The 24,006-nt window shown below is 59.6% G+C and carries 24 protein-coding genes and 1 pseudogene; 10 read left to right on the top strand and 15 right to left on the bottom strand.

Annotated elements, in window-relative coordinates; all coding sequences use genetic code 11:
* A pseudogene (gene gcvT, locus ACR0JB_RS09430) lies at positions 1-118 on the bottom strand (glycine cleavage system aminomethyltransferase GcvT); the annotation flags it as partial.
* Between the two features lie 330 nt (positions 119-448).
* Between gcvT and ACR0JB_RS09435 the strand changes: the two are divergent.
* The 4 genes from ACR0JB_RS09435 to ACR0JB_RS09450 are packed head-to-tail and all read left to right on the top strand — an operon-like array spanning position 449 to position 3,947.
* On the top strand, positions 449-1,099 hold the full coding sequence (locus ACR0JB_RS09435; protein WP_170396491.1) for a histidine phosphatase family protein: 651 nt from the start codon (positions 449-451) through the stop codon (positions 1,097-1,099).
* A gap of 17 nt (positions 1,100-1,116) precedes the next feature.
* On the top strand, positions 1,117-1,731 hold the full coding sequence (locus ACR0JB_RS09440) for a glutathione S-transferase family protein (RefSeq protein ID WP_170396993.1): 615 nt from the start codon (positions 1,117-1,119) through the stop codon (positions 1,729-1,731).
* A gap of 14 nt (positions 1,732-1,745) precedes the next feature.
* Complete coding sequence (locus tag ACR0JB_RS09445; protein WP_480789867.1) at positions 1,746-2,801, top strand: saccharopine dehydrogenase; 1,056 nt, start codon at positions 1,746-1,748, stop codon at positions 2,799-2,801.
* 3 nt (positions 2,802-2,804) lie between these two features.
* Positions 2,805-3,947, top strand: coding sequence for a saccharopine dehydrogenase family protein (locus tag ACR0JB_RS09450; RefSeq protein WP_170396495.1), 1,143 nt, complete (start codon positions 2,805-2,807; stop codon positions 3,945-3,947).
* 99 nt (positions 3,948-4,046) lie between these two features.
* Here ACR0JB_RS09450 and ACR0JB_RS09455 read toward each other — a convergent pair whose 3' ends face one another.
* The 5 genes from ACR0JB_RS09455 to ACR0JB_RS09475 all read right to left on the bottom strand — a co-directional run bounded on the left by ACR0JB_RS09455 (position 4,047) and on the right by ACR0JB_RS09475 (position 7,059).
* Entirely contained in the window at positions 4,047-4,247 is a 201-nt protein-coding gene (locus ACR0JB_RS09455; protein ID WP_170349834.1) for a DUF1127 domain-containing protein, read from the bottom strand.
* A 43-nt stretch (positions 4,248-4,290) separates the two neighbouring features.
* On the bottom strand, positions 4,291-4,527 hold the full coding sequence (locus ACR0JB_RS09460) for a DUF1127 domain-containing protein (RefSeq protein WP_170349833.1): 237 nt from the start codon (positions 4,525-4,527) through the stop codon (positions 4,291-4,293).
* 159 nt (positions 4,528-4,686) lie between these two features.
* Entirely contained in the window at positions 4,687-5,766 is a 1,080-nt protein-coding gene (locus tag ACR0JB_RS09465) for a hypothetical protein (RefSeq protein ID WP_170396497.1), read from the bottom strand.
* Between the two features lie 115 nt (positions 5,767-5,881).
* Positions 5,882-6,199, bottom strand: coding sequence for a DUF3775 domain-containing protein (locus ACR0JB_RS09470; protein WP_170326413.1), 318 nt, complete (start codon positions 6,197-6,199; stop codon positions 5,882-5,884).
* An 86-nt stretch (positions 6,200-6,285) separates the two neighbouring features.
* Positions 6,286-7,059, bottom strand: coding sequence for a DUF1365 domain-containing protein (locus ACR0JB_RS09475; protein WP_170396499.1), 774 nt, complete (start codon positions 7,057-7,059; stop codon positions 6,286-6,288).
* Between the two features lie 146 nt (positions 7,060-7,205).
* On the opposite strand from ACR0JB_RS09475, the gene ACR0JB_RS09480 reads away from it, so the two are divergent.
* The 3 genes from ACR0JB_RS09480 to ACR0JB_RS09490 are packed head-to-tail and all read left to right on the top strand — an operon-like array spanning position 7,206 to position 8,982.
* Positions 7,206-7,862: a sigma-70 family RNA polymerase sigma factor gene (locus ACR0JB_RS09480; RefSeq protein WP_170396995.1), complete on the top strand. Its 657-nt coding sequence runs from the start codon at positions 7,206-7,208 to the stop codon at positions 7,860-7,862.
* Between the two features lie 10 nt (positions 7,863-7,872).
* Positions 7,873-8,523 (top strand): ChrR family anti-sigma-E factor, encoded by a 651-nt coding sequence (locus ACR0JB_RS09485; RefSeq protein WP_217354377.1) that lies wholly within the window; start codon positions 7,873-7,875, stop codon positions 8,521-8,523.
* Between the two features lie 54 nt (positions 8,524-8,577).
* Complete coding sequence (locus tag ACR0JB_RS09490; RefSeq protein ID WP_170360683.1) at positions 8,578-8,982, top strand: hypothetical protein; 405 nt, start codon at positions 8,578-8,580, stop codon at positions 8,980-8,982.
* A gap of 3 nt (positions 8,983-8,985) precedes the next feature.
* Here the strand turns inward: ACR0JB_RS09490 and ACR0JB_RS09495 are convergent, their stop codons facing one another.
* The 6 genes from ACR0JB_RS09495 to ACR0JB_RS09520 all read right to left on the bottom strand — a co-directional run bounded on the left by ACR0JB_RS09495 (position 8,986) and on the right by ACR0JB_RS09520 (position 16,321).
* Positions 8,986-10,215 carry a DNA recombination protein RmuC gene (locus ACR0JB_RS09495; RefSeq protein ID WP_170396503.1) on the bottom strand — a complete coding sequence of 410 codons (1,230 nt, stop codon included), beginning with the start codon at positions 10,213-10,215 and terminating at the stop codon, positions 8,986-8,988.
* A 52-nt stretch (positions 10,216-10,267) separates the two neighbouring features.
* A complete protein-coding gene (gene mutL / locus ACR0JB_RS09500; protein WP_170396505.1) occupies positions 10,268-12,127 on the bottom strand; it encodes a DNA mismatch repair endonuclease MutL in 1,860 nt (619 codons plus the stop codon).
* A 283-nt stretch (positions 12,128-12,410) separates the two neighbouring features.
* Positions 12,411-13,340, bottom strand: coding sequence for a metal ABC transporter permease (locus tag ACR0JB_RS09505; protein ID WP_170349825.1), 930 nt, complete (start codon positions 13,338-13,340; stop codon positions 12,411-12,413).
* Positions 13,337-14,542 carry a metal ABC transporter permease gene (locus tag ACR0JB_RS09510; protein ID WP_170396507.1) on the bottom strand — a complete coding sequence of 402 codons (1,206 nt, stop codon included), beginning with the start codon at positions 14,540-14,542 and terminating at the stop codon, positions 13,337-13,339. Before ACR0JB_RS09510 ends, ACR0JB_RS09505 begins: the two co-directional genes overlap by 4 nt.
* A 3-nt stretch (positions 14,543-14,545) precedes the next feature.
* Entirely contained in the window at positions 14,546-15,349 is an 804-nt protein-coding gene (locus tag ACR0JB_RS09515; protein WP_170396998.1) for a metal ABC transporter ATP-binding protein, read from the bottom strand.
* Between the two features lie 3 nt (positions 15,350-15,352).
* A complete protein-coding gene (locus tag ACR0JB_RS09520) occupies positions 15,353-16,321 on the bottom strand; it encodes a metal ABC transporter solute-binding protein, Zn/Mn family (protein ID WP_170396509.1) in 969 nt (322 codons plus the stop codon).
* A 200-nt stretch (positions 16,322-16,521) separates the two neighbouring features.
* Between ACR0JB_RS09520 and deoC the strand changes: the two genes are divergently transcribed.
* The 3 genes from deoC to ACR0JB_RS09535 are packed head-to-tail and all read left to right on the top strand — an operon-like array spanning position 16,522 to position 20,704.
* The gene (gene deoC, locus ACR0JB_RS09525; protein WP_170396511.1) at positions 16,522-17,520 is read left to right on the top strand and encodes a deoxyribose-phosphate aldolase; all 999 of its coding nucleotides are present in this window, start codon (positions 16,522-16,524) and stop codon (positions 17,518-17,520) included.
* A 10-nt stretch (positions 17,521-17,530) separates the two neighbouring features.
* Positions 17,531-19,864 carry an aldehyde dehydrogenase family protein gene (locus ACR0JB_RS09530; protein WP_170506173.1) on the top strand — a complete coding sequence of 778 codons (2,334 nt, stop codon included), beginning with the start codon at positions 17,531-17,533 and terminating at the stop codon, positions 19,862-19,864.
* A gap of 24 nt (positions 19,865-19,888) precedes the next feature.
* Positions 19,889-20,704, top strand: a complete 816-nt coding sequence (locus tag ACR0JB_RS09535) for an SDR family oxidoreductase (protein ID WP_170506176.1) — start codon at positions 19,889-19,891, stop codon at positions 20,702-20,704.
* A 21-nt stretch (positions 20,705-20,725) separates the two neighbouring features.
* Here the strand turns inward: ACR0JB_RS09535 and ACR0JB_RS09540 are convergent, their stop codons facing one another.
* The 3 genes from ACR0JB_RS09540 to ACR0JB_RS09550 all read right to left on the bottom strand — a co-directional run bounded on the left by ACR0JB_RS09540 (position 20,726) and on the right by ACR0JB_RS09550 (position 23,974).
* The gene (locus ACR0JB_RS09540; RefSeq protein WP_170506178.1) at positions 20,726-22,036 is read right to left on the bottom strand and encodes a M16 family metallopeptidase; all 1,311 of its coding nucleotides are present in this window, start codon (positions 22,034-22,036) and stop codon (positions 20,726-20,728) included.
* Positions 22,033-23,373 carry a M16 family metallopeptidase gene (locus tag ACR0JB_RS09545; RefSeq protein WP_170349818.1) on the bottom strand — a complete coding sequence of 447 codons (1,341 nt, stop codon included), beginning with the start codon at positions 23,371-23,373 and terminating at the stop codon, positions 22,033-22,035. Before ACR0JB_RS09545 ends, ACR0JB_RS09540 begins: the two co-directional genes overlap by 4 nt.
* Before the next feature lie 82 nt (positions 23,374-23,455).
* A complete protein-coding gene (locus ACR0JB_RS09550; RefSeq protein ID WP_170349817.1) occupies positions 23,456-23,974 on the bottom strand; it encodes a DUF3035 domain-containing protein in 519 nt (172 codons plus the stop codon).
* Between the last annotated feature and the right edge of the window lie 32 nt (positions 23,975-24,006).

A 24,006-nucleotide genomic window follows, 5' to 3' on the forward strand; every position in this document is an offset into this window, starting at 1 on the left:
CACCCATAATCCCCAGCGGATACTGAACAGGCATCTCCCACCCAGCAAAATCAACCAGCTTGCCTCCCAACTCAACATGGAGATCGTAGAGAGGAGTGCGTTTCGGTTCGGTGCTCATAATCCGGGCCTTTCGAATGCCGTTTTGAAAGATCACCGTGCGGTCTGCAATGGCAACCCTTTTACAATCAACACCAAGGTTCCCGGGACGCTATTGCGAGTCAACAGGATTTGCCATGATAGCCGATACAAAGCGTATACAGCCGCATGCAGCGGCCTTGTATCGTATAGGAAACTATTTTCCGTTGGGCAACAATCACATCGCGAAATCGCGGGTCTGAAAACGAACACGCAAAACCTTTGACGAAGGTCGGTTTTTGCCCGCCCCCTGACAAACGCCTCTGGCCCCTATCCAAATCCTGCCCTAAGACTTCGCCCAAGAGGAATTGCAATGTCACATATTACACTGGTGCGTCACGGACAGGCCAACACCACCGCACGGGATGAAGAAAGCTATGACAGGCTCAGCGATCTGGGTCATCAGCAGGCCCGCTGGCTTGGGGCGCACCTGCAGGATACACGCGCCCATTACCCGCGGGTCTATTGCGGCACGTTGCAGCGACATGTGGAAACTGCGGCCAGCATGGGCTTGCCTGACCCAATCCAGGACGCACGCCTGAATGAGATCGAGTATTTCACCATCGCGCAGCTATATGAACAGCAGCACGGCGTGGCGATCCCCACCGACCGAGAGGGCTTTGTCGAACATCTGCCCCGCACCTTTGCCGCCTGGGCCCGGGGTGAGATCACGGATACGCCCGAAACCTTTGCCGAGTTCGAAACCCGTGTCTCGGACGCTTTGCGCGAGATTGGAACCGAGGGCGGGCCGGCCATCGTTGTGACCTCGGGCGGGTTGATTTCGATGGTGGTACGGCAAGCGATGGGTCTGGATATCCCGGCGATGGCACGGGTGGCGTTGGCCATCATGAACACGTCGCTGCATCGCCTGCACCCGATCGGCGCGCAGCTAAGCCCGGTTCTGTTCAATGCGGTGCCGCACCTGGACTCGCCCGACAGGCAATACGCGCAAACCCACCTTTGACCTCGGAGGCCTTTATGATGCAGCTATACTATGCCCCCCGCACAATCTCGGTCGCTGTTGCCATTGCGTTGGAAGAGGCCGAGCTGGAGTATGAAGCGATCCAACTGGACTTTGCCGGCGGTGAGCAGACAAAACCGGCTTATAAACAAATCAACCCAAAAGGCCGCGTTCCGGCATTGGTGGTTGATGGTGGTATACTGACGGAAACTGGCGCCTTGTTAGAATATATCGCCGTCAAAGCGCCCGAGGCTGGGTTGGTGCCCAAAGATCCGGTCATGGCCGCCCGGATGCGCGAGGTGATGTATTATCTGGCCTCGACCATGCATGTGAACCACGCGCACAAATTGCGCGGCGCCCGCTGGGCCGACAAGATATCCAGCTGGAAAGACATGACGGACAAGGTTCCACAGACGATGACCGCGTCCTGCGACTATATCTCTTCCAACGGGTTGCGCGGGCCGTTTGTATTGGGCGAGGCCGTCTCGCTGGCAGATGCTTATCTTTATGTGGTTTGCAGTTGGCTGGAAGTCGACGGCGTCGACGTCTCGGCCTTTCCCAAAATTCTGACCTTCCGTGCGGCGATGGAGGCACGTTCTTCGGTTCAGGCGGTGCGCGCCGCCGGAATGCTCTGACAAAAGGATAACGCATGACACATCTTTGGGTCCGGGCAGAACAGCGCCCGAATGAGGAACGGGTCGGGCTGACCCCCGAAGGCGCCGCTGATCTGATCGCAGCCGGCATCCGCGTGACGGTTGAGGAAAGTTCCGTGCGCGCAATCCCGATTGATGGCTACAGTGAGGTCGGATGCGAGATCGCGCCCGAAAACTCCTGGCCCCGGGCACCACTGGATGCGATCATCTTCGGCCTCAAGGAACTGCCTGAAGACGGTACGCCCCTGCCCCACCGCCACATCATGTTCGGCCACGCCTATAAGGGTCAGCATTCAGGCCGTGCGCTGCTTGCGCGGTTCAAGGCCGGCGGCGGAACGCTCTATGATCTGGAATATCTGGTGAACGAAGCCGGCCGCCGCGTCGCCGCCTTCGGCTATTGGGCTGGATATGCGGGCGCTGCAGTGACGCTCAAGACCTGGGCAGCGCAGCAACGAGGTCAGCAATGCCCGCCGGTCGGTGTGTATGCCAGCAAAGACGCGCTGAACGCAGAGTTGCTGACTGAATTGGATGCAACGGGCGCAACTCGCCCCCGCGCCATTGTCATTGGCGCTCTGGGCCGAGTGGGCACCGGGGCTGCAGACTTATGCGAGGCCATGGGGGTCAGCGTTACCAAATGGGACATGGCCGAAACGTCTAGCGGCGGACCGTTCCCGGAAATCCTTGACCACAATCTGTTCCTGAACTGCATCTTTGCGCGCCCCGGCACCCCGGTCTTCGTACCGCGTGAGGCTTTGACCGCGCCGCGCAAGCTGACCGCTATTGGCGATGTGGCCTGCGACCCCGATAGCGATTACAACCCGGTGCCCGTTTATGACCGTGCAACCTCCTGGGACGCCCCTGCCCTGCGTGTGGCGACTGATCCGGTGATGGACGTGATGGCCATCGACAACCTTCCGTCAATGCTGCCGGTCGAAAGCTCGCAAGATTATGCCGCGCAATTGCTGCCTTTGTTGCTGACCCTGACCAATCTGAACGCCGGTGTCTGGGGCCGGGCGGCGGCGACCTATAACACTCATATCGAAGGATTCTGAGCGATGACGATTCATTGGTGTGGCACCGGCCTGTCGGCCATCCCCGGCCTGCGCCGCCTGATTGAAGGCGGGCACAAGGTCACCGTCTGGAACCGGACCATCGAAAAAGCCAAGGCCGAGGTCGGTGACCTGACCGACGACATCCACGCCTTTGACATCGATGCGCTGGGTGCGGTGCTGGAAAAGGGCGACGTGATCGTCTCGATGCTGCCGGGTGACTGGCACGTGCCGCTGGCCGAACTGGCCATCGCGAAACAGGCCAATTTCGTCTCCTCGTCTTATATCGCGCCCGAGATGCGTGCGCTGGACGACAAGGCCCGCGAAGCCGGTGTGGCACTGGTGAATGAGGTCGGGCTGGACCCAGGCATAGACCACTTGATGGCGCATGCACTGGTCGATGACTACCGCGCCTCGGACGCGTTCGATGCACAGAACCACCTGAGTTTCATTTCGTATTGCGGTGGCATTCCGAAGAACCCCAACCCGTTCCGTTACAAATTCAGCTGGTCGCCGCTTGGTGTGCTCAAGGCGCTGCGTTCGCCGTCCAAGTCGATCCGCGATTACGCCCCGCTGGACGTGGCCCGCCCCTGGGACGCAATCACCAGCTATATCGCGCCGCTGCCGACGCCCGAAAGCTTTGAGGTCTACCCCAACCGCGACTCGATCCCGTTCATGCAGCAGTACCACTTTGAAAAGCACTGGCCGGTCAAGGAATTTGTCCGCGGCACCCTGCGCCTGAACGGCTGGGCCGATGCGTGGTCTGATGTATTCCGCGAAATCGAAACCCTCTCCGGCCCCGAAGGTGACGCGCGCTTGAAAGAGATGTCAGACCAGTTCTGGGAAGAAAACGCCTATGACGAGGGCGAACCCGACCGCGTGGTCCTTTGCGTCGGACTGAAGGCGGAAAAAGACGGCATACCGGTATGGCACAAGACCTATGTGATGGACGCCTGGGGTGATGCGCGTGGCACCGCCATGGCGCGACTGGTGTCGATCCCGGTGTCGCTTGCGGTCGAGGCGGTCCTGAACCGCGCCATCCCAGCCGGCGTCCACGCCGCCCCCAGTGACCCGAAACTGGTACAGGACTGGATGGCCGAGATCGACACGCTGGCTCAGCATCTGCAGATCGTAGACCAGTTGAAATGAACGGCTGACACCGCCCGTTCGAGAATGGGCCGCTTAAAGGTTAAAAAAGCCACCCCGAAATATCGGAATGGCTTTTGGTTTGTCTTGCATCGCGATCGGTCAGATGTAGCGCTCGATCACGGTGTCGATATCGCTGCGGTTGATGCCCAGTTCGGCGAGTTCAGAATCGTTCAGGCGGTTCAGATCTTGTGCGGCGCGTACGATGCTGGAACTGATCGCCTGCAACCGCATCGCCCGGTCGAACAACAACACGGAACTGGCATTTATCGACTGGTCGCGATTTGGGTTAAAATCAAACATTTTCTCCTCCAAGTATTTTACGGTATTCGGCGCGGCCCGTGGATCAGTGTGCGGTGCCCGAGTAAGGCTTCTTGTGATAAACGCTCTCATAGGCGCGTTGCTTGATCTCACTGCGTGGGATGCCGATGTCTGCCAATTGACGATCACTGAGGTTTTCCAGTGCCCGAACGGATTTGGCAAAGATATCGCGGCGAAAATGTTCGACCCGTGCTTCGGCGTAATTCGAGAACAGACCGAAGAAGAGCCCCTTTTGCGGCGTAACTGTTTGTGCGTATCCCATGACTTTCTCCTTTAACTCTGAATTGCGTTTGTCGTTGAAACAGAGAAAAGGGTTCGGGGTTAAAAGCGTCGGAGGGTTGGATTAAATCCGCTTAATCTTCGCAGGACCAGACGCCGACAACATGGCACGGTCAGGTGTAATCATCTGAAATAAAATAATTTAATCAAAATCACTAATATCCAGCGCGTTTTGAACCAGAAACAAAACCGCGGCATCAAGGTCTTCACGCGCCAAAACTTGTTTGAACGACGCCGTCAATGCATCCGTTTCCCATGTCCGTACAGACAAGGCGATCCAGCCTGCCAGTTCCGCGCTGCGTTCAAGCTCAAGCTTGTAAATCTCCAGTATTTGTTCTTGCAATTCCGGCCATGTGGAACCGCCAACGGCAAGAACCTGAATTAGCTTCTGCTTATCTTCTGGCGACCAGTTCGCCTGCGCTAACGCCTGCCCAATCGCTTCTACTGCGTCTGCGCCGTCCACCTCGATCCCGGCCAGCGCCCAATCCGCTATGTTCCGGTCACCGGCACGCAACGCGGGCTGATACCGCTGTCGAACGAATGCCTGCGCGGCAGGATCGGATTGCATACCCAACAATCGAATGACAGCCGGCGCATAAGCAAGGCGATTTACATCGCGCAACTCCTGCAACAAAGACGCGGTTGTCACAACGTCCCGCACCTGTCGGGCAGTCGGATACGGTGCGCGATGAACCTCTGCAAGCGCGGCATTGCGCAACAGCCTGTCTTCATGCGTCAGATATTGGCTAAAAAAAGTGACGCGTGCAGGGTTAGCCGTCTTTCCGACGATCCAGTGTTTACCCTGAAAACGCACCGCTTCCAGAAAAGCTGCCCGCTCTTGCGTCATCAGGAAACCTTTGGACCAGGCGCTTGCGAAGCTGCGGCCTGACTTGTCCACAGATCCGCTGCCGTAGATCATCAAAACAACTCTTTCAGGGTCGACGCGGAAGGCTGATCGCGTCACGCTGTCAACCAGGAATGGGATATCCGGCAGGGTCTCTAGCTGCGCGGGCGCGCCTTTCAGCACGGAAACCGAGGCGTACTTAAAGGGATTGGTCGGCGACGGCGCAGCCAGAACAATCACACGCGCAGACAGAATACGGTCTGCAAGAGAGTATTCCGGCAATGTTGTACAAACCGAACAGGCGTTCGAAACGCGCGGAGCGGCCATGCTGGCCACGGCAAACACAAGTCCCACTAGAATACGCCAATCGAGTCGCATGGTTCGAGCATCCACCGGTTTACGGCCCTGCTGCAACTGTTCTTTGCGCCGCCGAATTGGCGGTCGGATTTGATGACCACCAGGCATGGGGAAAAGGCGCTCCGTTCAAACCGGCCTACATCAGATCGTTTTCCACGTCCTCGGCTGAAATCCCCAGCGCATCCAGACCGTTTTCTAGGTGATCCGACAGGTGTGGTGTGCCGATCAGATAATCGGCGCAGGGGGTCGAGGCCTCGGATTTTGCGGTTGCGATGGCTTCGGCCAGATCCTCGGCGAAAAAGCTTTCACGTCCGATCCACATGACAGCAACCAACTCGGCCTGCTCGTCCTCACCCATACGGTCGATAAAGGCGCGCAGTTCGCCCTCGGCGCGGTTCAATTCACGCCCCATCATGGCGACCTGAGCGATTTTTCTTGCCGAGATTTCCAACATGACCCAACTCCTCGTGTTCGCGGTTTCATCCTAGCACAACCATCCCACGGCGCCTGCGTCTTTGATCTTACGCAAACTATGCCAGCTTAAGGCTCGCGAATGCGGGAAACCGGGTGGTCGGGAATGGGGGCTGTACGAAACGGGCGGAACCGGGCCTTTTTCGCCTTCAACTTCACCGCCTGCCACAGGATCAGGAAAAACGCGCGGCGCGCACCAAAAGGTCGGCGCAGCAAAGACCACAAGATCGTGCGATTGGTCAGCGGAGCCCGCCGTCCGGTCAGGGTTGCAATCAGCCCACCATCGTCGCGCCCGTAGTCGATCCAGACACCCACCCGTTCCGGGCGATAATCAAACCGGAAGGTATAAGACCCTTCGACCTTCTGAAACGGTGAGACATGCATCAGCTTGTCCGCCACGATCCGGTCCGAGGGTCGGATCGGCGCAAAGTTGGGGGTGTGGCACAGATAGCTGTGGCGCGTGCCATAGGTGTTTGTGACCTCGGCCACCACGGCGTAAAGCTGGCCGTCAACATCAAAGCAAAACCAGAAGCTGACCGGATTGAACACATGGCCGAACACTCGCGGCTGGGTCAGCAATGTCACGTGATCCGGTTGGGTCACGCCCATCTGGTCAAACTGCTCCCGCAGCCAGGCCGCACCGCGCCCCTGCCCTGGCTCACCCCCATGGTCGCGCTCCCGCCAGTTGGTGACATTAGTCCGGTTCAGGGAAAACAGCGCCGGAGTGGCCGGATGGCTTTCCGGATCCAGCAAGATGTAGTCGACGGAATACCGAAAGGCGTTCTGGATCGCGCCCTTGCGCCCGTGAAAGGTATGGCCTGCAATATGGTCGACCGTGTTCACGCAGTTTTCTCCGATCTCCGTGCAAACCGTTCCGGCGGCATTCTTTTCCTCATGTGTTTCTATCAGATAGTACGATATTTGACGCGACCCGGATCAAAAACAGCAAATAAAGTGATCCGTCTTTGGCTGGGCCGCGTAATGTGGTTATGTTTACCGAGATCGATACCGTGACCTTGGATGAACCGGCGGCCGAAAGGCCAGCACTGAAACCTCGGCGCGCAAGCAAACGCATCAGGGGCAAGCCGGTGAACAAAGCGGATGGCAGTTGCGACACCAGAACTGAGTGGGTGAGCCACGTCAGGCGCATTCGGGACGCGAAGGATCAGGCAGCCTTTGCCGAACTGTTCCAACACTTCGCGCCACGCATCAAGGCGTTCCTGATTAAGTCAGGGTCCGACGCCGCGCTGGCCGAGGAATGCGCGCAAGAGGTGATGGCGACCTTGTGGCACAAGGCGCATCTGTTCGATCCCACTCGCGCGACCGTGGCCACTTGGGTGTTCACGATTGCAAGGAACAAGCGCATCGACGTCCTGCGCAAACAACGCCGGCCCGAACCCGAGGAGCTAGGATGGGGCCCCGAGGCGGAACCGGATCAGGACGACGTGGTCGCGCTGCAACAGGAAACCGCGCAGCTGCGCGACGCCATGGCGGCGTTGCCCGAGGCGCAAAGACAACTGATCGAAAAGGCCTATTTCGGTGATCTGAGCCATCGAGAAATCGCATCTCAGACCGGGTTGCCCTTGGGTACGATCAAATCACGGATACGGCTGGCGCTGGACCGCTTGCGCCATGCGATGAATTGAGATGACGAAGATGAGCAACGATATCAAACATCACCTGACAGACGATCTGTTGATGGCCTACGCCGCGGGCAACCTGCCCGAAGCGTTCGACCTGATGGTGGCAACTCACCTGTCCCTGTGTGACCACTGCCGCGCCCGGTCCGAAAGCTTTGACGCTGTGGGCGGATGTGTTCTGCAAGAGCAGGACAGCCCTACCAGCATGAGCGATGGGTCTCTAGCCGCAACCATGGCGCTGATCGCTCAGGGAGCCCCGATTGCAAAACCCGCACGTCCGGGATGCACGGTTCTGCCCGCGCCCTTGCAGGATTATGTCGGCGGCGATGTGAATGACATCAAATGGCGATCCATCGGCATGGGTGTAAAACAGGCGATCCTACCCACCACGAGCGAGGCCACCGCCCGCCTGCTATTCATTCCGGCCGGTGCGGCCGTGCCCGATCACAGCCACAACGGCATGGAACTGACAATGGTTCTGCAAGGCGCGTTCTCGGACGAGGTCGACCATTTCGGTCGTGGAGATGTTGAGATCGCGGATGAAAGCCTGCACCACACGCCGACGGCCGATATCTCAGAGGATTGCATCTGTCTGGCCGTGACTGACGCGCCCTTGAAGTTTACCAAGTTGATGCCGCGCCTGTTCCAGCCCTTCCTGCGCATCTGAAGTTCCGGGAATTTTGTGCTACTCTGACCCTTCAGTCGATTTGGGAGAAGTTTCATGAGAAATCATTTATTTCTAGGTGCGTTAATAACGAGCCTTGCAAGCGCCGTCTGGGCACAGCGTGCAGCGGAAGTGAAATTTGAACCCGGCAATTTCGGCACGATGGTGAATGGGGCAATTACCGGCAACGAGTATTTCGATTACATGTTGGGCGCGCAGGCTGGTCAGGAAATGTTCGCCGATCTCAAGGTCAGCGACACCAATGGCAATGGCGTGATTTACTTCAACATCCTGCCACCCGGCAGTGACGGCGTTGCGATCTACAACGGCTCTATCGATGGCAACACCGCCCGCATCGACCTGCCCGAAGACGGAGATTATACGATCCGCGTCTATCTGATGGGCAATGATCGGGATACTGATAAGACAGTCGGCTACAATCTGGATCTGTCGATCCAGTAAAGCCTAGCCTTCGGATTTGCCCAGCGGTACCACATTATTGTGGTCGTCCGGGGCAAGCTCTTCGAAATCGAAGTTGTCCAACCGCTGTGCCCGACGCCCGGCTTTTTCGGCACTGATCTTGATTTCCGAGATATCCTTGGCTGCCTGTCCGAAATGGCGATCAAGATTCGAAACACGGTCCCCCAGACGCTCCACATCCTTGTGCAACAGGCCCAGTTCCTTGCGGATTGCCCCCGCCTGTTCTCGCATACGCGCGTCTTTCAAGATCGCCCGCATCGTGTTCAGCGTCGCCATGCAGGTGGTGGGGGAAACGATCCAGACTCGCTTGCTGAAACTCTCCTGCACCAGTTCCGGGAATTTGGCGTGCAACTCGGCATATACCGCCTCGGACGGAAGAAACATAAGCGCGCCGTCGGCGGTTTCGCCGTCCAGAATGTACTTCTCGGCAATGTCGTTGATGTGTTTGCGCACCGTGCTGCGAAACATCTGCACGGCTGCTTTAAGCTCGGCGTCATTGGTCGATCCAATCAGCGCTTCATAAGCCTCTAACGGGAATTTGCTGTCGATCACAATCGGCCCCGGCGGGTTTGGCAGGTGGATCAAGCAGTCCGCACGACGCCCGTTTGACAAAGTCGCCTGCAATTGGAAGCTATCCGACGGTAATGCCTTCGAGACGATATCGTTCAGCTGAATCTCCCCAAACGCGCCGCGTGTCTGCTTGTTCGACAAGATATCCTGCAGCGACAGCACATCGCCCGACAGCTTGGTGATATTGTCCTGCGCTTTGTCGATGGCGGCCAGACGTTCCTGCAATTGTGTCAGAGACGTCGCGGTCTGTTTCGACGAGCCATGCAGCGATTCCTTCATTCGCTCCTGCATCTCGGCCAAAGCCCGAGCGGATTTCATCGCATTGTCTGCCAACCGGTCATTCATCTGCTGCTGCACCGAGGACAGGCGCGATTCAACCGTCTGGATCACCTGCACCTGCGCATTGGCCTGTGTATCCGACACATGCTGCAAACCACCGCGCAACTGTTCCTGGCCCTGCCCCAGTTGCTGCACGTGTTGACCCAAATGCGCCATCTGCCGCACCAATGGTTCTGCCATTCGGGCGGAACGGTTGGCTGCCCGCAAGGACAGGAATAGCAGCAGCAGAATCAATGCCACCACTCCACCCGCGATCAGCACCACAGGGTCGTTCAAAGCCATTTCTGTGCCAGCAATCTCGATCATGTCGCCTCGGATGTTCTTGTTTTATTCTTCATAACCCGGCGAAGCGCCGGGATCAACTGCGCCCGAACAGGCGTTCGATGTCGCTCAGCTTCAGTTCCACATAAGTGGGTCGCCCGTGATTGCACTGGCCGGAATGGGGAGTCGCCTCCATCTCGCGCAGCAGGGCATTCATTTCCTCGGCCCGCATCCGGCGGCCAGACCGGACCGAGCCATGACAGGCCACCCGGCTGAGGATTGCTTCGATCCGCGCCTGCACCGTTTGGCTTTCGCCCTGATCGGCCAGTTCATCCAGAATATCCAGGATCATTGCACGGGCATCCACTTCGCCCAGAATGGCAGGTGTTTCACGCACGGCGATGGCGCCGCCGCCAAAGGGTTCCAACGTCAGCCCAAGGCGCGACAGGTCATCCGCAACCGCCATCAAACGCGCGCAGTCGCCTTCGGACAGCTCGACGATTTCCGGGATTAGCAATGCCTGCGCGGCGACGCCGTTTTTGGTCATCTGGGTTTTTAGCTTTTCATAAACCAGCCGTTCATGCGCGGCGTGCTGATCGACGATCACCATACCATCAGCGGTCTGGGCAATGATGTAGTTCTCATGTACTTGCCCGCGCGCCGCACCTAAGGGCAGGTCCTGCATCGGGGGCTCTTCTGCTGTGGTCGAAACTGGCGGAGCCGCCTCCACGATGCTACCGCTATAATCGCGGGACAGTTCGGCAAAACCCGGCGCCTGCGCGTGAAACGCGGCCTGCCGGGCTGCGGGCGAAGGACGATCCATCTGATACACCCGGGCGGGAGTGGGCTGTGCCGGTTCGGGCCGCATCGCACCCAGCGTTGCATTTGCCACGGTCGAGGACGCTCGGTGCCCCGCCTCGGCCAACGCATGCCGCAAGGCCGAGACGATTAGCCCCCGCGCCACGCCGGGATCGCGGAACCGAACCTCGGACTTTGCAGGGTGAACATTTACATCCACCAGCATCGGGTCACAGTCGACAAACAATGCGGCCGCCGGATGCCGGTCACGGCTGAGGAAATCGAAATAGGCCGCCCGCAGCGCACCGGCCAGCATCTTGTCACGCACGGGACGGCCGTTGACGAAGAGATACTGCGCCACTGCTGCGCCACGCGAATAGGTCGGCAAGGCAGCATAGCCATACAGGCGAATGCCTTCGCGCGTGGCATCGATCTGCAATGCGTTCTCGGCAAACTCGCGCCCGATCACGCGGGCCAGACGGGCGTGCAACGCATCAAACAGATCGCCATTTTCGCGATCGGCGCGAAAGGTCACGCGACCCTCACCCCCGCCCGAGACATCGCGCAGCGTAAAAGTGATGGCGGGCTCGGCCATGGCCAGACGTTTGACCGTATCGGTGATCGCCTGCGCCTCGGCCCGGTCGGTGCGCATGAATTTCAGCCGAGCGGGCGTGGCAAAGAACAAATCCCTCAGCTCGACCACCGTGCCTGCACGCAAGGCGGCGGGTTTCACCGCCTCCATCTTGCCACCAGATACATATATCTGGGCCGCATCTGACCCCGGCACCCGACTGGTGATGTTCAGCCGCCCAACCGCACCCAGCGACGGCAGCGCCTCGCCCCGGAAGCCGAACGTGTGAATGTTCAGCAGATCCGACCCGTCGATCTTGGATGTCGCGTGGCGCGAAAGGGCCAGCGGCAGATCATCCGCCGAAATCCCGCACCCATCATCCGTGACGCGAATCAACGTCTTGCCACCATCAGCGATATCGATGGCGATCCGAGTCGATCCGGCGTCGATGGCGTTTTCCACCAGTTCTTTAACAGCCGAGGCGGGGCGTTCCACCACCTCACCCGCAGCGATGCGGTTGATTGCAGCATCGTCAAGTTGACGGATTACGGGGCGGATTTCGCTGATATTGGGGTTTGCCTGCACCATACCACCAGACCTAGCATATGCGCACACGATTCTGCCACTGATTTGGCAGTCCTATTTTTAGGAGGGAGGGGGCGTTCGAACAATCGCGCTGTGCCGATGTCAACAGACGGCAAACCTTGCCACGATTGTCCGAACGATCCAAGTGAGTGGTGGTCATTCAGAAATTTATTGCGGCGGGCCTAACACGAAACGCGGCGCGACAATCATTAACTCTGTCCTCGCTGGGCGTCTGGGCGAATTTCAGCCGACCCCTCGCATTGACCAACAGCGGGAAAGCGCCGTGTCAAGTGGCTTGGGGCGCTCCGGCGCGGGAGCGGCACGGGCCCCACAATGCGGCGCAGGCCAGGATCAGGCCGGACATGGTTGCGATCATCCCCGCCGCGCTGACCGCATCCGTACTGCCCAACCAAAGCGGCCCGTAGCCCGCCAGCACATAGCCCGATATTGCCGACACGCTGGCGAAAATGACGCTCCAGGCGATTTGGGTTTCCAGCCGATTTGTCATCATCCGCGCCGCCGCCGGGGGGCAAATGAACATGGCGATCACGATAATTGACCCCACTGCATCAAAAGCGGCCACGGCCGATATTGCAGCCACGATCACCAACGCCATACCCAGCGCGCCGGTGCGAATGCCGATGGTGCGTGCGAAGCCTTCGTCGAAGGTCGAAATTTTCAGCGGGCGCCAAAACAGCCAGATGAACAGGACCACCCCGACCAGCGTCAGCGCAATCCGCGGCAGCTCCGGCGGCAGCCCGGCCAAAGCCGTCAGGTCCAACAGCGATGACCAGCCCACAGCATCCAGCCAGATCAGACTTTCCAGATTGCCATACAGCGCATGTTCCACGTCCAGATGCACGGTCGAGGTATCGGTCTGCTCCAGCAGCAGCACGCCGCCTGCGAACATGGTGGTGAAAACAACGCCCATCGCAGCACCGGGTTCAATCTGGCCCAGCCGCCGGATCGCCTCGATCATCACAACGGCAACAATGGCTGCACCCGCCGCGCCCAGCATCATGGGCCAGGTCGAGATCGCTCCGGTCAGCAGAAAGGCCACAACGATGCCGGGCAGCACCACGTGGCTGATTGCGTCCCCAATTAGGGCTTGTTTGCGAAGTACAAGAAAATTCCCCGGCAGGGCGCAGGCGATGGCGGCGAAGATCCCGATCAACAGAGGCGTCAGGGACAGGGGGACAAATTCTTCTCCGCTCATGGCTGGACCTCCTGCGGGCCACCGATCAGGCGGTCGATATCCGCGATCTGATCGCGGGTAAGCACCGTTTCGATATCGCGCAGCCCGTCATAAAGCGCCGCCGTCGCCTCATGCGCCTGATCCGCGCGCACGATTTCCCACCGTTTTTCGTCGCGCAACGCCTTGGCGGCACGGGCTTTACCAGCCTCGGTAGCAACGCCATCGGCGCGGGCAAAGCCAGCGCGTTTCAACAAGCGCAGAGTCAGCGGTTCATAGATTTTCTGACCTTGCGCCAGCGCCAGCAATCCTTGGCGGATATGCACCCGACGCTGGAATCTCAGATGTTGCAACACCGCCGCCAGAACACCGCGAACAGGTGCAAACAGTAGGGACAGCGCGAAAAAGCCAAAACTGACCAGCACAATGATCGGACCGGTTGGCAAGTTCGGCGCCGAGGCCGACAGGGCCGCGCCCAGATACCCGGCCAAGCCACCCGCCAAACCAGCGAGCAAAACAACTCGGTCCGAGCGGTCGGTCCAGAACCGCGCGGTCACGGGCGGTATGATCAGCAATGCCACAATCAGGATCAGCCCGACGATCTTCAACCCGACAACGGTGACGGCCATCACCAATCCCATCATCGCCAGATCAATCCGATGCACTGGCAGACCCCGTGCGGCGGCATATTCCGGGTCAAACGCCACCATGGTCATCGGACGGCGGATGATCATCACCAGAACAAGCGTCGATGCCCCGCCAATCGCAATGATCAGCGCATCCGCCCACAACATCCCGGCAGTGGAGCCCAGCAAGAACCCTTCGAGCCCCGCCTGACGACCAACGCCCATGGTTTGAATCACGGTCAGCAGTACGATGCCAAATCCGAAGAAAACGGACAGTACCGCCCCAATAGCTGCGTCTTCGGCCAGCCGCGTGCCCCGGGTCAGCCAATTCATACACAGCAGACCAATCCAGGCCGAGATCGCCGATCCGGCAAGCAGACCGATCAGATTGCGTCCATCGCCGCCAAAAGCTACCAGCACCATGAAGGCCAGGCACACGCCGGGCAGGGTCGCATGGCTGATCGCATCGCTGACCAGCGCGCGTTTGCGCAGAAACAGGAAAGTGCCGGTCACCCCGGCGGATACGCCCAGCAAGGTCGCACCAATAGCAACCAGCGTGGCGTTATAGCCAAGCTGCAGGCTCAGAGCATCCCAAAGCATGATTTACCCCAGCGCGCGTGAGATCTGGTCGATCTGCGCGGTGGCCAGACGGCCCCCATAGGCCGATTGCAGGGTTTCGGCGGTAAAGGCCTCGGCCACTGTTCCCTCGGCCACCTTACGGGTGTTGATCAGGAAGACGTGGTCGAAATAATCGGTAACGGTGGCCAGATCGTGATGCACGACAACGACGGTCTTGCCCGCCTCTTTCAGCGATTTCAAAACCGCGATGATGGCCTTTTCTGTGGCCGCATCGACCCCGGCAAAAGGTTCGTCCAACAGGTAAAGATCAGCCTCTTGCGCCAGGGCGCGGGCCAGAAACACCCTCTGTTGTTGCCCGCCCGAAAGCTGACCAATCTGACGATCCGCGAAATCGCGCATCCCAACGCGGTTCAGGCAATCCATGGCGCAGGCCCTATGCCGAGCGCGCACCCGGCCCAACAGGCCCAGTTGCCGCGACAGGCCCATCAGGACCACATCAATCACGCGAGTGGGAAAATCCCAATCCACACTTGCGCGCTGCGGCACATAGGCGATGCGGGCGCGCTGTTTCTCCAAAGGTTCACCAAAGACCGAGACCTGCCCGGACAAGGGTGAGACAATCCCCAGCGCCGCCTTGAGCAGGGTCGATTTTCCCGCGCCATTTGGCCCGATGATCGCTGTCATCGCGCCGGGCCGCACCGTCATATCAACGGAAAACACCGCCGGTTTCTGACCGTATGAGACGGTCAAGCCGCGAATGGCCAGGGGGCTTTCATCGATATCCTGCCCCGCAACCGAGACACCCTGATCAGCGGCCAGTTCCAGCATCATTTAAAACCCCGCCGACAGTTTGCCGCTCATGCCGCGATCCGGCACTTCCGCGCCCAGCGCCCCGGCGATGACGGTGATGTTGTGATCCAGCATCCCGATATATGTGCCCTCATAAGTGCCGGGCTCACCCATCGCGTCAGAATAGAGCTCTCCGCCGACACCGACCTCATGCCCCTTGGCTGCGGCCCCTTCAATCAGCGCCCGCATCGACCGGTCCGAAACCGAGCTTTCCACGAATACCGCCGTCAGTTGCTGATCCACCAGCGTATCGACCAACTCTCCGATCCGGTTCAGGCCGGCCTCGGACTGGGTTGAGATGCCCTGAATGCCCATCACCTCATAGCCGTAAGCCGCGCCGAAATAGCCAAAGGCGTCATGCGCGGTGACCAGCACGCGGTTATTTTCGGGAACAGCTGCAAGCGACTGATTGGCATAGGTGGTCAGCGCATCAAGCTCGGCCAAATGCGCTTCCGCATTAGCGGCAAAAATATCCGCCGCTTCGGGGCGCGCTGCGGTCAGGGCCTCTTGCACCTCAACCACCACATCACGCCACAGGGTCGGGCTCATCCACACATGCGGGTCGTATTTGTCGGCATAATCGTCATGCCCACGCAGTTTGGACTTGTCGATCCCTTCAGCCACGGCCACCACAGTGCGTTTGCGGCCGAGGTCATGGAAGAAATCTTCCATCTGCGCTTCCAGATATAGACCGTGCCACAGGATCAGGTCCGCACGGGTCATCGCAACGATATCGCTGCGGGTCTGGCGATAGGCATGCGGATCGACTCCTGGACCCATCAGGCCCTTCACCTCGACCTGGTCTCCGCCCACCTGACGCGCGGCGTCAGCAATCATACCGGTGGTTGCGACCACTTTCAGTGGTGTCTCGGCCAGTGGTGTCTCGGCCCAAGCCGTCAGAGGCAAAGCAGCCGCAAATGCCAGCGCTGCAAGAAAGCTGCGACGAATCATAGTCAGATCCCGATTTGGTGTCCTGTTGAGAATGAATATGCGAACCATTCGCAACTAAGTCAACGCTATTGCGAATTATTCGCAAGAAAATGCCTATTTTTGTCCATTTGGTCAAAAAATTTGCAGATCGAACCTTGCTGCACCTTCCCTTTACGTGCGGCTCGTGCGATTTTGGCGCAAACCTCCCAAAGGACGTGACTATGGATACGCAGAGCTCAGAAAGCCCCGTGCGCACGGCGCATCTGCCGCAAGTGACCGAACCCAGAAACCCCGGCATGGATCTTGATCTGGATTGGGTACGCGCCGTGCAGGCCAATACCTCGGCCATCGAACGCCGGGCCGCGACGCTGCCCGGTCGTCGCTCGGTTAAAAAAGAGTATCAGTCCGCGTGGCTGTTGAAGGCGATCACCATGATCGACCTGACCACCTTGTCCGGCGATGACACCGTGGGCCGGGTGCGACGCCTGTGCGCCAAGGCGCGTCAACCGGTGGCACCTTCGGTATTGCAGGCGCTGGACATGCCGCCGATCACCACCGGGGCTGTCTGCGTCTACCACGACATGATCGGCACGGCGGTTGAGGCGCTGAAAGGCACCGGCATTCCGGTTGCGGCTGTGTCAACCGGTTTCCCGGCGGGCCTTTCGCCGTTCCACCTGCGTGTAGCCGAAATCGAAGAAAGCGTAAAAGCTGGCGCCGAAGAGATCGACATCGTCATCTCGCGCCGCCACGTGCTGTCCGGAGATTGGCAGGCGCTGTATGATGAGATGAAAGCCTTTCGCGTGGCTTGCGGTGATGCGCATGTAAAGGCCATCCTTGCCACCGGAGAGCTGGGCAGCCTGCGCAACGTCGCGCGCGCCTCGCTGGTCTGCATGATGGCCGGGGCGGACTTCATCAAGACCTCAACCGGCAAGGAAAGCGTCAACGCCACCCTGCCCGTGTCGCTGGTGATGATCCGCGCGATCCGCGACTATTATGACCGCACCGGGTATCGCGTTGGCTATAAGCCTGCGGGTGGCATCTCGAAAGCAAAGGACGCGCTGGTTTACCTGTCGCTGATCAAGGATGAGCTGGGCGACCGCTGGTTGCAACCGGACCTGTACCGCTTTGGCGCGTCGTCCTTGTTGGGCGATATCGAACGGCAATTGGAACACTATGTGACCGGAGCCTATTCGGCCGGTTACCGTCACTCGATGGGCTGAGGACAGAACAATGACAGTCAAAGAGATTTTCGAGACCATGGACTACGGCCCCGCCCCCGAAAGCGCCGCCGAGGCACTGGCCTGGCTAGTCGATCAGGGTGATAAGTTCGGTCACTATATCGACGGCGCCTTCACCAAGCCCGGCAAAGGGTTCGAAAGCCGCAACCCCGCGACCGGAGAGGTGCTGGCCAAGCTGACCCAAGCCAAACAGGCCGATGTGGACGCAGCCGTTGCCGCCGCCCGCAAGGCGCAACCGAAATGGGAAAAGCTGGGCGGTGCGGGCCGTGCGCGATACCTCTATGCCATTGCGCGGCTGTTGCAGAAACACGCGCGCCTGTTTGCCGTGCTGGAAAGCCTCGACAACGGCAAGCCGATCCGGGAATCGCGCGACATCGACATCCCGTTGGCGCAGCGGCATTTCTACTACCACGCGGGCATGGCGCAGCTGATGGAAAGCGAGCTGCCCGATGTGCAGGCGTTGGGTGTGTGCGGGCAGATCATTCCGTGGAACTTCCCGCTTCTGATGTTGGCATGGAAAATCGCCCCTGCGATCGCGATGGGCAACACCGTGGTTCTGAAACCGGCTGAATACACCTCGCTGACCGCGCTGCTGTTCGCTGATATCTGCTCCCAGGCCGGTTTGCCGAAAGGCGTGGTCAACATCGTCACCGGCGACGGTGCCGTGGGCGAAATGATCGTTTCCGCAGACGTGGACAAGATCGCCTTTACCGGCTCGACCGTTGTGGGCCGTCGCATCCGCGAAGCCACTGCGGGCTCAGGCAAAGAACTGACTCTGGAGCTGGGAGGCAAGTCCGCTTACGTCGTCTTTGACGACGCCGATATCGATTCAGCCATTGAAGGTCTGGTCGACGCGATCTGGTTCAACCAAGGCCAAGTCTGCTGCGCAGGCTCGCGCCTGTTGGTGCAGGAAGGCATCGCCGACCGCTTCCACGAGAAACTGCGCGCGCGGATGGACAAGCTGCGCATTGGCGACCCGCTAGACAAATGTATCGACGTGGGCGCGGTGGTGGACCCGGTTCAGTTGCAGACCATCAAGAGCATGGTCGAAAGCAACACCGCCGGTCACGTTCATCAGGCGGCCTGCGACCTGCCCGCGAACGGGTGCTATTACCCACCGACGCTGATCTCGGGGCTCGAAACCTCGGACCCGCTGATGCAGGAAGAAATTTTTGGCCCGGTACTGGTATCGTCCACCTTCCGCACTCCGGAAGAGGCGGTCGAGCTGGCCAACAACACCCGCTACGGGCTAGCCGCGACGGTCTGGACCGAGAATGTGAACCTTGCACTGGATATTGCGCCCAAACTGGTCGCGGGCGTGGTTTGGGTCAATGCCACCAACCTGTTCGATGCTGCCGCCGGATTCGGCGGTGTACGCGAAAGCGGCTTTGGCCGTGAAGGCGGTTGGGAAGGTCTGGCGGCCTATACCAAGCCCAAGGGCAAGGTCAAACCGCTGGCCAAGGTTGAGGCGACCCTGGGCGAAGGTGCTCCGGTTGATCCCATCGACCGCACCGCCAAGATGTATGTCGGCGGCAAGCAGGCAAGACCCGATAGTGGCTATTCCAAGCCTGTCTGGGGTAAATCCGGCCTTTTGGGCCATGTGGGCCTGGCCAACCGCAAAGACGTCCGCAACGCGGTTGAGGCTGCGGCGGGCGCCAAGGGCTGGTCTAAAACCACCGGCCATCTACGGGCGCAGATCTTGTATTATATTGGTGAAAACCTGTCGGCCCGTGCTGATGAATTCGCGGCTCGTCTCGATGCCATGACCGGTAAGAAGGATGGTGCGAAAGAGGTCGAGGCCTCGATCCAGCGCCTGTTCACCGCTGCCGCCTGGGCGGACAAATATGACGGTCAAGTGCATGGCGTTCCGATCCGGGGCGTTGCCATTGCCATGAAAGAGTCCGTTGGCGTCATCGGCGCGCTGTGCGCGGATGAGGCACCTTTGCTGGGTCTGGTCTCGGCCATGGCCCCGGCGATCGCTATGGGTAACCGGACAGTTCTGGTCGCGTCCGAGCCCTATCCGCTGACAGCAACCGACTTCTACCAGATTCTTGAAACGTCCGACGTGCCCGCAGGTGTGGTCAACATCCTGACCGGCAGCCACGTGGAACTGGCGAAACCGCTGGCCTCACACCTGAACGTCGATGCGGTCTGGTCGTTCTCGTCAACTGATCTTTCACAAGAGATCGAAGTCGTTTCGGCCGGAAATTTGAAACGGACCTGGGTCAATAACGCGACGGCATTTGATTGGGGCGTGGACCATTCGCGCCGCTTCCTGCAGGCTGCAACCGAAGTGAAAAACATCTGGGTGCCCTACGGCGAGTAGGGCTCCCGTTTTAGGGAGGCCTACATGGACTTTTCAGGACAGACCGTCATCGTCATTGGCGGCACCAGCGGCATCAACCGCGGCATTGCCGAGGCGTTCGCGGCCTCGGGGGCCAATCTGGCCGTTGCCAGCCGGTCGCAGGACAAGGTGGATGACACGCTTGCCGCGCTAAAAGAGGCCGGCGCAGCCGAAGTAGTTGGCGCAGCCTTTGATGTGCGCGATGCGCAGGCAGTGGCGGACGGGCTGAAGCAATTCCATGACGCTTTGGGTGATTTCGACGTTCTGGTCTCTGGCGCGGCGGGGAATTTCCCGGCCCTGACCTCCGAGATGTCGGTCAATGCGTTCAAGACCGTGGTGGATATCGACCTGATGGGCACCGTTCATGTGATGAAGGGGGCCTATCCTTACCTCAAACGCCCCGGCGCCAGCATCATCAATATCTCGGCCCCACAGGCGTTTCTGCCCTACGAAGGGCAAGCCCATGTTTGCGCGGCCAAAGCCGGGGTCGATCAGATCACTCGCACCCTGTCGATGGAATGGGGGGGCGAAGGCATCCGCGTGAACTCGGTGGTTCCAGGATTTATTGAAGGAACTGAAGGCGCACGGCGTCTGGCACCAACGGAAAACGCCCACGAGGAACTGCGCCGCGATGTGCCGCTGGGGCGTTGGGGAAATACACAGGATGTAGCCAATGCCTGCCTGTTCCTCAGCTCGGACATGGCCAGCTATATCAGTGGCGCAGTTCTGTCCGTTGATGGCGCGCTGTATCAGCGCGGGTCCGGCAAGTTCGGGCAGATGATGGGGCAGATGCTGCGCAGCGCAGCGGGGAAAAAGGGCTGAGCGTTGTTCAGCCCCCTTTGATCAGTTTGTGGTTTCCAAACCTTCGGGTTTGCCGACAACAGTGAAATGCAGCCCCTGGGGGTCCAGCAATTCACTGGCCACGCGGTTCACCTCGTCCAACGTCACCGCGTTCACCTTGTCGTTGCGGGTGGCGATATAGTCGATGGGCAGGTTTTCCATCTGCATACCGACCATGATCCCGGCGATCGGGCCATTGCCATCGAACCGCAGCGGATAAGCTCCGGTCAAATAGGTCTTGGCGTCGTCCAGCTCTTTTTGAGTCACACCTTCGGTCGCGGCACGCGCCCACTGGTCGCGGATCACCTCGACCGCTTCGGCGATGCGGTCATTGGCCGAGGACACCGAGCCCAGATAGACCGAAGCCAGATCCTTGGGTACCAGATAGGTCGCGACGCCATAGGTCAGGCCACGCTTTTCGCGCACTTCCTGCATCAGGCGGCTCTCAAAACCACCGCCACCCAAAATGTGGTTCAGAACAAAAGCGGCAAAGAAATCCGGGTCGTCCCGGTCGATCCCCGCGTGGCCGAACAGGGCCACGGATTGCGGCGTATCAAACTCGACCACGCTGACGCCGCCGGGGATGTCCACGTCAGCTCGGCCCGGAATGGGTTTGCCCGCCTCGGGCAGATCCGCCAGCAACGTGTCCAGTAACGCGCCCAGCTCATCGGGGGTGATATCGCCCACCGCACCGACATAGAGGCGGTCCTTGGCGAACACATTGTCATAGGCGGTGACCACATCATCACGGCTCAAAGCGCTGACGCTTTCGATCGTGCCTTTGCCCTCGGACCCATAGGGGTGATCGCCATATGCCATCTGTGCAAAATTGCGCCCGGCAATGTCATTGGGGTCAGTTTGGTCCGAGCGCAGCCCGGACAGAATCTGCGCCTTCACGCGCTCAACCGCGTCTTCATCGAACCGAGGCTCGTGGATCGTGGTGCGCAACAAGTCGATGACTTCGCCCCGGTTCTCAGTCAGAAATTGCGCGGAAATCGAAACGGAATCATCCGACGCATTGTACCGGAACGAGGCCGCCAGTGATTCCAACTCGCGCGCGTAGGTGCGGGCGTCCATGTCACCTGCGCCTTCCTCGATCAGACCGCTCATCAGATAGATGGCGCCGCGTTTGCCGGGTTCGTCCAGCGACGTGCCACCGCGAAAACGTAGTTCCAGCGCGGTGAAGGGGATCGAGTGATCCTCGACCAGCCATGCGGTGATACCGCCGGGTGAGGTGACCTCTTCGATCTCGATCTCAGCCCATGCGGGCAGCGCGACGACAAAGGCGACCAAGGTTGCAAAAATCCGTTTCATTGCGTCACCTCATCGTCGCGCATCAGCCATCCGGTGACCGACGCCTCGGGCTGCAGAACTTCCCGGGCGGCGGCGATGATTTCTTCCCCGGTCACGGCCTGCAGGATATCGGGCCACGCCTGTACATCCTCGACCGTCAAGCCGCTGGTCAGGGCGCGGCCATAGCGGTTGCCGATCCCGTCCACATTATCGCGCGCATAAGTCTGGGCGGCGCGCAGCTGCATCTTGATCCGGTCAAGGTCTTCTTCGTTCACACCTTCAGCGATGAAGTCGGCGACGGCTTGATCCATGGCTTCTTCGGCTTCTTGCAGCGACACGCCCTGGGCCGGGACGACCAGCAGATCAAAGGTCGTGTCGTCCAGCGAGACGCCGCGATAGAAGGCACCCGTATAAACGACCTTTTGCTGTTCGAATTGCAGTTTTTCGTTCAGGTAGGACGTGGTGCTGCCCCCCAGCAATTCGGCCAGCAGGAACAGCGCGGCGGCTTTTTCCTGCGCACCGGCATCCCGTTCGGGCGCGAGATAGCTGCGCTGGACATAAGGCTGCGAAACACGCGCGTCCTTGAAGGTCAGGCGACGTTCGGCCGATTGTGGCGGTTCCTGCGAACGTACGCGTTCAGGCAAGTCCGGGTTGGCGGGGATAACGCCATAATACTGTTCGGCCAGAGTTTTGACCTCATCCGGCTCCACATCGCCGGTCACCACCAGAATGGCGTTATTGGGCGCGTAATGGGTCTGATAGAAGGACAGCGCATCCTCCATGTCCAGCGTCTCCATCTCGTGCTTCCAGCCGATGATCGGCACGCCGTAACGATGGTTAAGGTACTGAGACGCGCTCATCTGCTCGCCAAAAAGCGCCCGCGGGCTGTTTTCGGTACGCTGGTTGCGTTCTTCAAGGATCACGTCACGCTCGGTTGCGATATCCTCTTCGCTCAGGCGGATATTGCGCATCCGGTCCGCTTCCATCCGCATCATCAACTCCAACCGGTCGGCAGCTACGCGCTGAAAATAGGCAGTGTAGTCATACGAGGTGAAAGCATTGTCATTGCCACCATTGGCGGCGACGGTAGCGGAGAACTCGCCCGGTGCCAGCGTATCGGTACCCTTGAACAGCAGATGCTCCAGGAAATGCGCCACGCCGGACGAACCAACAGGCTCATCCGCAGATCCGGCGCGATACCAGACCATGTGCTGCACGACCGGGGCGCGGTGATCTTCGATCACAACGACATCCATGCCGTTATCCAGCGTGAAAGTGGTAACCGCCTCGTGCCCTTCCTTGGCAAGCAAAGGGGTGGCGGCGAACAGGGCGGCAGATAATGCCAGGGCCCGAACCATGGGGCGTCCTCCGTTTCGTTTGATGGTGTTCAAACTACGGTTGTGGTGCGCAGGTTCAAGGGTGATGACGGAAAGTTAAGATTTATTCATCAGCCGGTGGGGCCGAGGGCGTCTCAATCCCGGCCTGACGCGCTGCTTCGTTCTGTCGATTGGCATCAAGTGCTTCGCGACTGTAAACCTGCGAATAGCGGTCTATCTTGAACAGGCGCAGACGGGTCAAGCGGCCCTGCTTTCTGCGAAACTCGGCGTCTTCGGTGTCGACGACCTGGCGCGTGTTGGACGGTACGCCATAGCGGCTTGAGGCCGTCACCAGCGCGCCATCAGATGCAGGAATTGCAGCATTCGGGTTCAACGCCGCTTCGCTGCCGCCCAGCGCCACCACGGCATCCGCCTTGGGGTTTGGGTCGGTAAGGTTGGAACCGCCCGGTGTGGGCGCAGGCAGGAACTTATAGTCCTTGGGCTGGGTCAGCGGTTTGACCGGCATGACCGAAAACTCATCCGGTCCGTCCCCCGGTGCCTCAAGATGGCGCAAACCGATATCCGAGCACCCGGCAACCGCAAAGGCCAATGTCACAGCAAAAATGGAACGCGGCAACCGCATCAGAGTCTCCAGCCAGTTTCAGGCGCTTTTAT

The sequence above is a fragment of the Ruegeria sp. BI7 genome, assembly GCF_056537925.1.